Here is a 9,420-nt window from a genome sequence, read left to right as displayed (position 1 = left end):
TAAGGCAAAATTTTCTAGAGAACAATTGCCGTAATGCCCTTTTTTTACTAATATCCTAGCATATTTGTATGATGTTTACGCGGAGCGAACAATGGAAGAAATTAAGTCGATACTTCATTCGATTAAAAACCCAAATACTAATGAAACTTTATCTTCAGAAGGAAGAATCAAACAATTAACTTATGAAAATGGTCAACTAACAGTTGTCTATAATAGAGATGGAATTTCTCCAGAACAAAAACGTAAAATTGAAGATGTGATTATAAATGAGCTTAGGTCTCATGTTGAAGAAGACAATATTCTAGTAAAAACTGTTTCAACTGATTCAAAAGATGTGACAGGGGCAAAGTCAGCGCCTCAGCAAAAAGCTCCTGCAAACTTAAAAGCCGGTCATGGTGCACCTCTTCCACAGAAGAAGAGGGTTGATGATGTGAAAAAAGTCATCGCTGTTTCATCGGGTAAAGGTGGGGTTGGAAAATCGACTGTTTCAACTAACCTCGCTTACGCACTTAAGAATCAAGGGAAGAAAGTAGGACTTCTTGATGCAGATATTTATGGGCCTTCGATCCCAATGCTTGTAGGGCAAAGAGATGCAAAGCCTCTTTCTTCTGAAAAGAAAAAAATCCTACCAATTGAAGCAAATGGAATTAAATTTATTAGCTTCGGACTATTTATTGGTGAAAAAGATCCTGTCATTTGGCGTGGGCCAATGCTTGGTGGTGTCTTAAATCAATTTCTATTTGATGTAGAGTGGGGCGATTTAGATTACCTCATTATTGATTTACCTCCAGGAACAGGAGATGTTCAACTATCTATGGTTCAAGCGACAGATATCGATGGAATCATTGGTGTATCTACACCACAAGACGTTGCTCTTTTGGACTCAACAAAGGGTCTTAAAATGTTTGGGCAGGTAAAGGTTCCAGTACTTGGTGTTGTTGAGAATATGAGTTACTTCTCACCAGATGATATGCCTGAGAAGAAGTATTTCATCTTTGGTGAAGGTGGAGCTAAGAAAGCAACTGAAGAGCTTGGTATTCCATTTTTAGGTGATATCCCAATGGAAATTGCCTTAAGAGAGAGCTGTGATAAAGGAACACCTTATATGAATAATAATGCATATGAGGGAAGACCTGTATGGAAGGCTTATACTGAAATTGCTAAGAAAGTTATCGATAATACCGATGAAGGTAAAAAGGGATTCTTTAGCAAAATATTAGGATAGTAAATGTCTGTTGTTGAATTGATCGAAGAGCAGAGCTCATTTGGTTTTACAGGAAGAATTAATGTACTTAAAGAAGCTGATAGACAGTTTTTGGGTGTAATTCTTCTTCAGAATGGGAAAATAGTCTCTTCACAATTTGCAAAGAAGACCGGAACAAAGGCTCTTTTCTCACTAATTGTTTGTGATTTAGAGGGTTTAGAAGGCTTTCGTCTAGTTGTTGAACCAGAGATTGTAGATGACTCTGATATTGAGTTCAAGCTAGACTTTTCAGATCTTAAAAGACAGGCTCAGAAGATTTATCAGGAACATAATGATAACAAGAGGTTAAGACCACCAGAAGGGCTGAGGGTTTTGATAAATCCGGTGTTTGTCGAATCTGGTGATAAACCAGATAGTACTGAGTTTCTAGTATTGAAGTCGATGACGACTTATAACAAGATTTCAGATATTTATAGAGATTGTGATTTATTTGATTTTGAAATCACTAAAGCTCTTGTAAGCTTAAGAAAAAAAGGCGCAATTAAAGTTTTAAAATAATTGAAGGAGTTAAAATGAAAGGTCAGGTACACAACCAGGGCGAACTTAAAGAGCTAAAAGTGGAAATTGAAAAGAGCGTAGTTGAGGCCATCGAAAAAATGGCTGCTAATACAGGGTATTCTCTTAATGAGCTTGTAGTTATCGCTCTTAAAAGATTTAGAGCAAGTCACTCAGATTATGAAAAGAAGACAATGTCATTAGACTAATATATGGAAAGGGAGTTTAGCGCTCCCTTTTTTTATGTCTATTTTTTAGGCAGTGTTATATTTTTTACAGTTCACATCAGATCAATCACAACGTAAATTCAGGCACTTAATATGCACAATGTCTACATTTTTGGCTGTAGAGGCCATTAGATAATTGGCATGCGCGTTGCAATATAAATAGCAAAACTAATTGGAGCTATTTATGAAAGCAACAAATTTCTACAAGAAAATGACATTAGCAGCACTACTTTCAGGATCATTCCTAGTGTTTGGTGGGATCTACCAAGGCATGAAAGTAACTGATACATCATTTATGAACGACACAGAAGTTAAGTTCGCAAAGAGATTTGATGAAACTCAAGAAAGGGTTGTTGCTTCAGCAGAAAGAGAACTTAAGGCGATCCAATATCTTCCAGTTAACGATCAAAATAATGCTCTTATCAATGGTAAGTGGCAGATCATTAGAATTGAAGATGAAAAGGGTGAGGAAGTTTATAATACAAATAAGTCTGAAAATAAAATTGTTGTAGATATGGAGCTTATTAAAACAAGCCAGATCATGATCAACGATAAGCCAAACTACTTATTTGATCTCTCATTTCTTCATGAGTCAGGTAAAACAATTGCTCTTTTTAGATCATTTGGAAAAGGTTATGAAATTATTGAAGCAAGAAGATATAAAGAAGCTAAGTATATTCAGTCTGTAACACAAGTTGAAACAAATGAAGTACTTGGTAAGCTAGAAAAAGAAAATGTTGTAAGATCATCAGAAGCTACATCTGAGCCATTGACACTAGAAAGAGCTATGATTCCAGCACTTGGAAATAAACTTTTAATCGGTGATCAGTTTGTGATGGGAGATGTAACGGTAACTGAAAAATCGATTCAAGGGCTTGCGTTTGAAGCAAGAAATGAAAAAGGTGAGTCTAAGTCATATGTGATTGGAGATATCGAACTGGAGGCAGGTGGTAGCTTCGTAACTGAGATCGAAGGACAAGAGTCAAGAGGTGTTGTTACAAATAACGGTAAAGATGCTTTTAGAATTAGATTTGCAACGGGACCACTTAAAGGATCACTTCTTAACTTCGTAACTGATAACGAGTTAGAAAGAATTAGAATGGAGCAAGAAGAAATCGAAAGACTTAAAGAAGAAAAGTCATATGAAGCATCAATTGTTGAAGATGGGTTAGAGCAAGTACAAGAAAAAGCAGCAGAGAGTAGAAAAGTAATCGATGCAAGCTATCAAGAAAAGCAACCAGAAGTTGAGCAATATGACGAAGAACTTGAGCAAGAAGAATATGCAGAAGAGTTCCAAGAAGCAATCGAAGGTGAAGAAGAAATGATGGTAGAAACAGAAAGACAAGGATTTGCATTCTAATTAAAAATATAAAGATAAATGATAAGGTGGAGAGCTAAGCTCTCCATTTTTTTTGTTAAGTAAAGAAATCTTTGTTAGGCCCTCACTAGCTCTTGATGTAAAATTGAGAGATTACTAAAGAGGGAATATTGGAAAATCTAATTTGGGAAGATGATAGAGAGTCAATTTATGATTCAATCGAAAGAACAATTGATGCAATTGAGCCAGTTTTTATGTGGCAAGTTCAAGAAGATGGAACAAGACTAAAAGAAAAGGCCTTTATTCAAAAGTTCAACTACGAGAGAGGTTCTATTCTACTTACTGAAGTAGATAATCAAAGTCTAGAATTAGTAAAAGACAGAGAGTTATTCCTAAAATTTAAAGATCGTTCGCTTCTATTTAAGACACTAGTTGAGCGTATCTCAGAAGATAAGATTCAAGTTAAGCTACCTAAGACATTTCGAATTTTAGAAAACCGTGGAAAAAAACGAAGAAAGGTTATTGAAGATACTCTAAAGGTTAAATTTGATAAGAGTGATGTTGATATCATTGGAAAAACTTCATTTGAATTTGAGGCCTATGATTTAAGTGAAACAGGTCTAGGTTTAATCTTTAGTGTTACGAAACTTAACTCTTTTACTGTTGGCGAAAAGGTTGTTATTAAAAAATTCGGTGATAGAGAATTGAGTGAACCAGTATTATGTAAGATTGTTCATATAACAGAGCATAATGTTAGAAACTCATCGATAATCAAACGTGAGTATAAGATGGGTTTGACCTTTATGAATGAAATTCCAGAATCAATAGAAAGACATATGTAAGAAAAAGCCCCGCTCAGCGGGGCTTCTTTTATGATAAAATCTTAGAGATTTCTTCTTTTAGAATAGGCACGATAGTGAATAGGTCACCCACGATACCGTAATCTGCTTTTGTGAAGATTGGAGCATCAGGATCAGTGTTGATCGCAACAATTACCTTAGATGTTCTCATCCCCGCTAAGTGTTGAATTGCTCCAGAAATACCACAAGCAATATAAAGTGATGGAGAAACAGTTTTACCTGTTTGTCCAACCTGCATCGCGTGTGGAGCATATCCAGAATCAACAGCAGCTCTTGATGCACCAACTGTTGCACCTAGAACTTCAGCAAGCTCTTCAAGAACTTTGAAATTCTCAGCGCTCTTCATTGCTCTACCACCTGAAACAATAATATTAGCTTCAGTTAGGTCTAGCTTCTCAGAAGCACCTTTAATGATTTCTTTAATAGCAGCTCTGATTTCACCAGCACTTGCAGCAACATCATTGGATGCACCTGCTCCAGCCGTTGGATTTTCAGGTAGTCCAAGAGCATTTGGTCTAACTGTTACAAAGTGAGGCTTTGGACCTTGAAGTTCAACTTTTGCAAGAACTTTACCTGCGAATAGAGGTCTTGTTCCAGCAAAGTTATCACCGTCAAAAGCAAAGTTTGTAACTTCAGAGGCCATACCAGCATCAAACATACCAGATAGTCTTGGCATTAAATCTTTTGCTAGTGAAGTAGCACCAGCAAATACATAATCGTAATTAGAACCGATAAAATCTTTAAGTGCGTTTGCATAACCTTCTGGTGAATACTTATCTAAGTTATCACCCTTTAGGTTGTGAACATTTGCAGCACCAAATTTTGCTAAATCAGCAACTGCATTTCCACCCATATCTCCTACAACTGCTACGTCAACATCGTGACCAGCAAGTTTTCCTAGGATTTCAAAAGTAACAGATTTTACTGTATCTCCATTCGCTTCTGCGAATACTAAAACCTTAGCCATTTTTTACTCCTTAGATAACTTTTGCTTCTTCTCTTAGAAGCTTAACAACTTCAGCAACAACAGAAGCTTGGTTTGCTTCATCCATTGCATCAAACTTCTTACCAGCTGGTTTCTCTGGTGGAAGTTGGAAGTTAGAATACTTTACTCTAGCGTCAGAATCAGCCACACCAACATCTGCAAGAGAGTGTTGAGCAAGAGGCTTTCTCTTAGCTTTCATAATTCCTGGAAGTGAAGCATATCTAGGAGTGTTTAGACCCTTGTTACATGCGATAACTGCTGGTGAGTTAACTTCGTAAACTTCAAGAGCTCCACCTTCAACTTCTCTCTTAAGAGTAAACTTTCCACCATCTTCAGCACATTCAACAACTACTGAAACAGAAGGAAGACCTAGCATTTGAGCTAGAAGTTGAGGAACTTGTAAACAGTCATCATCAATTGCTTGTTTACCAGTAAAGATAACATCTGGAGTTTTTCCAGACTTTTCAATTGCTCCTTTAAGAGCTTTTGCAGTCATGTAAGAATCTAGATTGTCTCCAGATTCAACAAGAATGGCCTCATCAGCACCCATTGCAAGGGCAGTTCTAAGGGCTTCAGTGTCTTTGACACCTCCAACTCTAACTACAGTAACAGTAGAACCACTGTTAGCTGCTTTAGTTAGTAGTGCTTGTTCAACAGCAAATTCATCATATGGGTTCATGATCCATTTGATAGAACTTGTTTCGATGTAAGAACCGTCACCATTTGGAGTAACTTTTGTTTCCGTGTCAGGAACTTGCTTAATACATACAAAGATGTTCAATTTTAACTCCTTGAAAAAATTTCTTTAGCTATTACTAAACGTTGTATTTGAGATGTACCTTCATAGATTTGGATGAGTTTTGCGTCTCTCATTAACTTCTCTACTGGGTATTCTTTACTATAACCATAGCCACCAAAAATTTGGACAGCATCAGAAGCGACATCCATAAACATATCTGCAGCCTTCGCTTTAGAATATGAAGAAACTTCTGGATTTGGCTTTCCTTGATCAAGATACCATGCCGCCTTTTGAACTAGAAGTCTCGCCGCTTCAATTTCAATACCCATGTCCGCAATCATCATTTGTATAGCTTGATGCTTAGCAAGAGGAACACCAAATTGAATTCTCTCTCCCGCATACTTTACAGCATGATCCATTGCACACTGGGCACCACCAACAGCGCTTGATGCTACCATTGGCCTTGAATGGTTTAATGTTTTCATGGCTATTTTCCAGCCTTCTCCAACACCACCAAGTATATTCTCTTTAGGAACTCTAACGTTATTAAATGTCACAGCTCTTGTGTCAGAACAACGATGTCCCATTTTATTTTCTTTTTCACCTAATTCGATTCCTTCAGTCTTTCCGTCAATAACAATAGCCGTAATACCTTTGTGTTTTTGTGAAGGATCGTTAGTTCCATAAACAACGAAAAGGTCTGCATAACCTGCATTAGTAATCCACATCTTGTTACCATTTACAATATAGTGGTCACCGTCTTCTTTTATCGTTGTTTTAATACCTGCTGCATCAGATCCATTCCCAGGTTCAGTGAGACAGAAGGCTGCAATCTTATATGATTCTGTGAATGGTGTGAGAAAACGCTTCTTTTGTTCGTCTGAACCACCAATTACAATTGGTAGAAGTGCTAGATCGTTAGCCATGATTGCAGTGTTCATACCAAGACAACCATAGGCCAATGCTTCTGTTATGATCATGGCATCTTGAGTTGAAAATCCTGCACCACCATACACTGCTGGGATACATGTATTAACTAGTCCAAGTTCCCATGCCTTTTGCAGTATTTCCATAGGCATTTGTGCCTTTTCGTCATACTCCATTGCTTTTGGCATCATTTCATTCTTGGCAAACTTCATCGCCATTTCATAAATTTCTTTTTGCTCAGTTGATAGCTCAAAGTTGATCATAACTTACTTCCTGTAATTTTCTGATTGCCGATATAGTATAGATAATATTAATGATACACGCAAATGAATTGCAGTCAGTTAATTCTTCCCTTCTAAAGTAATTTTGTCATATACATAAGCGTCAATCTCAAATTCATTGGGAAAATCAAAAGATGCTTTTTGCTGCGTGTAATATGGGAGTTCCATTAAGGGTCTTACGACAAAGCTCCTTTCACTAATAAACGGATGTGGAATAGTTAAGTCAGGAAGGTCTACTTTAGTACTAGAAAAATAGAGTATATCAATATCAATATTACGGGGACCCCATTTTTGAATTCTCTTTCTTCCCATTTGTTCTTCAATTGCTAGACATTTGCTAAGCGTCTCTAGTGGGCTAAGTTCTGGAATATTAAATTCCACGGCCATATTGAGAAAGTCTGGTTGAGAAATTCCGCCAACAGGGGCAGAGCTGTAAATAGAGCTTATGGCAATTGGATGATCAAATATTTCAGAAAGTAAATTAATTGCCTTAATGAGATTTTCTTTCTTGTCTCCTAGGTTGGATCCAAGTGCAATTACAAGACTCATTCTTTTTTCTTATTCTTTTGCGAGTCTTTGCTATCTTTACTAGCATCATCTAGCATCTTTTTCTTATAGACATCAATACTTGAAGGGATAAAGCTATCTTTAGAAGGGCTTGGTGGCGCCTTTACTCCACAAGAAAATAAGAGTAGCGAACTAAAAAAGATAAAAAGAATTTTAGAATTCAAGAGCAAGTCCTAGTGCCAGCATGTCGGTACCAGCTTCTAAACGAATAAACCATCCAGGAACAAGTCTTTTGAGTGCTGTAACACCTAAGACTACACCTCTGTCCTTTGCATTCTCAACAAGGCTTAATTCTAGTTGCGCTTGTTCTTCTGAGTCCGCATCAACACCTGCTCCAGGGCTATCTGCATCAATAATCTGAAAACCAATATAAGGCAAGAAGATTGTATGAAGAGGACCTTTTAGAGCGTATTTTGCTCTAATTGTATAATTTTTGATTCCTGTATCAATTGTTGCACCAGGAAAGTCTTTGATAACATGTTGCCCGTAGAGACCTTCTATCCAGATATTACTTTCAATCTGATAAGACCAACTAAAGTTGAACTGCTGGTTCTTTGCTTCTGCACCACTTGCATCATAGCCATCAACTAGCCCATAACCAACTGAAACAACATTATCATTCTTGATCGCTTCTTTTCTGTTGCTATCTTCACTATCTAAATCTTCATCTAAAATAGTTGTTTCATCAAAGAGATCATCCTCATTGCTAATAAGTGTATCCTCTTTCTTCTCTTCTTTTTTGGTCCTATAGAAACTATCGTCTCCACGTATAACTTGAACTTTCATTCCCTGAGAAAAAGTTTGAAACAATTCCATCGAATAAATTTTCGTTATTTTAATTGCGGCCATTTGCCCAGACATTTTCGCAACTAAACCTCTTGCAATAGGTTTTTGTTGGAGAAGAAGAGTAATAAAGTCACCTCTAGCATAACTTTCAGATTGGTTTGAAAGAAGATAAATTCTCTTAGAAAGTGACATCTTGATAATCTCTTCAGTTACCAAATCATATGTTGGCATTGAGAACCCAGAGTTATCTGAGAGATCATCAAGCGCTGATTGAGCAAAAGTGCTTGAGAGAAATAGTATGGTAATAATAGCTTTAAGAAAGTTCATACCGGTAAATCATAACATTATAAGAATATTTAAGTCTAGCAGCGTTATTGTTAATGAATTATTTTTTGTTTCCGATAAGTTAGTGAACAACCATACAGGGAGGAATGATGAAAAAGATCTTTAGTCTAATGTTAGTTGTAGGACTTTCATTTGGAATGGCGTCTTGTTCTAACAAGAAAGTTAAAAAAGATGCTGATGTTAAAACAGAAAATGTATCAAGTACAGAGGATGAGCTAGAAATTGATGACTCAGATTTTATTGTTGATGCTGATGAAACAACAGAGCTTGAAGATACTACGGCTGTAGCAAATGCTGAACCAATGACTGAAACTCAACCAGTTTCACTTACTGGAACAGATGTTTATGAAGTACAAAAAGGTGAGACACTTATGTGGATTGCTTTTAAACTATATGGTGATTACAGAAAGTGGAAAGATATCCAGGCTGCTAATCCAGAAGTTGTTGCAAATGGAATTAAAGAAGGTGACAAGCTAAGCTATACACCAAGTCAATTCGCATGGAATCCAAGCGGTTTAACCACATCTAATTAAAAGAGGTGAGACTCTTGGAACAATTTCAAATGAAAAATATGGAACTGACAAGAAGTGGAAGAAGATTTGGGACAATAATAGAGATATGATTAG

12 protein-coding genes are annotated in these 9,420 nt (G+C 36.7%); 6 read left to right on the top strand and 6 right to left on the bottom strand.

The window, feature by feature from the left end; genetic code table 11:
• The first annotated feature begins 91 nt into the window (after positions 1-91).
• From M901_RS06525 to M901_RS06505, 5 genes are all read left to right on the top strand, one after another.
• Positions 92-1,225 (top strand): Mrp/NBP35 family ATP-binding protein, encoded by a 1,134-nt coding sequence (locus tag M901_RS06525; protein WP_021277386.1) that lies wholly within the window; start codon positions 92-94, stop codon positions 1,223-1,225.
• A 3-nt stretch (positions 1,226-1,228) separates the two neighbouring features.
• A complete protein-coding gene (locus M901_RS06520; RefSeq protein WP_021277389.1) occupies positions 1,229-1,762 on the top strand; it encodes a hypothetical protein in 534 nt (177 codons plus the stop codon).
• 14 nt (positions 1,763-1,776) lie between these two features.
• Positions 1,777-1,968 carry a hypothetical protein gene (locus tag M901_RS06515; protein ID WP_021277385.1) on the top strand — a complete coding sequence of 64 codons (192 nt, stop codon included), beginning with the start codon at positions 1,777-1,779 and terminating at the stop codon, positions 1,966-1,968.
• 202 nt (positions 1,969-2,170) lie between these two features.
• Positions 2,171-3,346: a hypothetical protein gene (locus tag M901_RS06510; protein ID WP_021277381.1), complete on the top strand. Its 1,176-nt coding sequence runs from the start codon at positions 2,171-2,173 to the stop codon at positions 3,344-3,346.
• A gap of 128 nt (positions 3,347-3,474) precedes the next feature.
• Positions 3,475-4,146, top strand: coding sequence for a hypothetical protein (locus M901_RS06505; protein WP_021277379.1), 672 nt, complete (start codon positions 3,475-3,477; stop codon positions 4,144-4,146).
• A gap of 28 nt (positions 4,147-4,174) precedes the next feature.
• Here the strand turns inward: M901_RS06505 and M901_RS06500 are convergent, their stop codons facing one another.
• From M901_RS06500 to M901_RS06475, 6 genes are all read right to left on the bottom strand, one after another.
• Positions 4,175-5,131, bottom strand: a complete 957-nt coding sequence (locus M901_RS06500) for an electron transfer flavoprotein subunit alpha/FixB family protein (protein WP_021277384.1) — start codon at positions 5,129-5,131, stop codon at positions 4,175-4,177.
• Between the two features lie 10 nt (positions 5,132-5,141).
• Positions 5,142-5,930 (bottom strand): electron transfer flavoprotein subunit beta/FixA family protein, encoded by a 789-nt coding sequence (locus tag M901_RS06495; protein WP_021277382.1) that lies wholly within the window; start codon positions 5,928-5,930, stop codon positions 5,142-5,144.
• 2 nt (positions 5,931-5,932) lie between these two features.
• A complete protein-coding gene (locus tag M901_RS06490) occupies positions 5,933-7,075 on the bottom strand; it encodes an acyl-CoA dehydrogenase family protein (protein ID WP_034720957.1) in 1,143 nt (380 codons plus the stop codon).
• Positions 7,076-7,156: 81 nt separating this feature from the next.
• A complete protein-coding gene (folK, locus tag M901_RS06485; RefSeq protein WP_021277388.1) occupies positions 7,157-7,645 on the bottom strand; it encodes a 2-amino-4-hydroxy-6-hydroxymethyldihydropteridine diphosphokinase in 489 nt (162 codons plus the stop codon).
• Positions 7,642-7,827 (bottom strand): hypothetical protein, encoded by a 186-nt coding sequence (locus tag M901_RS06480; RefSeq protein ID WP_021277383.1) that lies wholly within the window; start codon positions 7,825-7,827, stop codon positions 7,642-7,644. The genes folK and M901_RS06480 overlap by 4 nt, the downstream gene beginning before the upstream one ends.
• Positions 7,817-8,776, bottom strand: coding sequence for a hypothetical protein (locus tag M901_RS06475; RefSeq protein ID WP_021277387.1), 960 nt, complete (start codon positions 8,774-8,776; stop codon positions 7,817-7,819). Before M901_RS06475 ends, M901_RS06480 begins: the two co-directional genes overlap by 11 nt.
• A 107-nt stretch (positions 8,777-8,883) precedes the next feature.
• On the opposite strand from M901_RS06475, the gene M901_RS06470 reads away from it, so the two are divergent.
• Entirely contained in the window at positions 8,884-9,327 is a 444-nt protein-coding gene (locus M901_RS06470) for a LysM peptidoglycan-binding domain-containing protein (protein ID WP_021277378.1), read from the top strand.
• Positions 9,328-9,420: the final 93 nt, after the last annotated feature.

Source organism: Bacteriovorax sp. DB6_IX (assembly GCF_000447775.1).
In the GTDB taxonomy this organism is placed as follows: domain Bacteria; phylum Bdellovibrionota; class Bacteriovoracia; order Bacteriovoracales; family Bacteriovoracaceae; genus Halobacteriovorax_A.
Note: the sequence above shows the minus strand (reverse complement) of the source record. Positions and strands in the feature narration are given on the sequence as shown.

What these genes read in the sequence shown, in the direction of transcription:
- M901_RS06525 (WP_021277386.1), top strand. Translation starts at nt 92, where the DNA reads ATGGAAGAAATTAAGTCGATACTTCATTCGATTAAAAACCCAAATACT.
- M901_RS06520 (WP_021277389.1), top strand. Translation starts at nt 1,229, where the DNA reads ATGTCTGTTGTTGAATTGATCGAAGAGCAGAGCTCATTTGGTTTTACA.
- M901_RS06515 (WP_021277385.1), top strand. Translation starts at nt 1,777, where the DNA reads ATGAAAGGTCAGGTACACAACCAGGGCGAACTTAAAGAGCTAAAAGTG.
- M901_RS06510 (WP_021277381.1), top strand. Translation starts at nt 2,171, where the DNA reads ATGAAAGCAACAAATTTCTACAAGAAAATGACATTAGCAGCACTACTT.
- M901_RS06500 (WP_021277384.1), bottom strand. Translation starts at nt 5,131, where the DNA reads ATGGCTAAGGTTTTAGTATTCGCAGAAGCGAATGGAGATACAGTAAAA.
- folK (WP_021277388.1), bottom strand. Translation starts at nt 7,645, where the DNA reads ATGAGTCTTGTAATTGCACTTGGATCCAACCTAGGAGACAAGAAAGAA.
- M901_RS06475 (WP_021277387.1), bottom strand. Translation starts at nt 8,776, where the DNA reads ATGAACTTTCTTAAAGCTATTATTACCATACTATTTCTCTCAAGCACT.
- M901_RS06470 (WP_021277378.1), top strand. Translation starts at nt 8,884, where the DNA reads ATGAAAAAGATCTTTAGTCTAATGTTAGTTGTAGGACTTTCATTTGGA.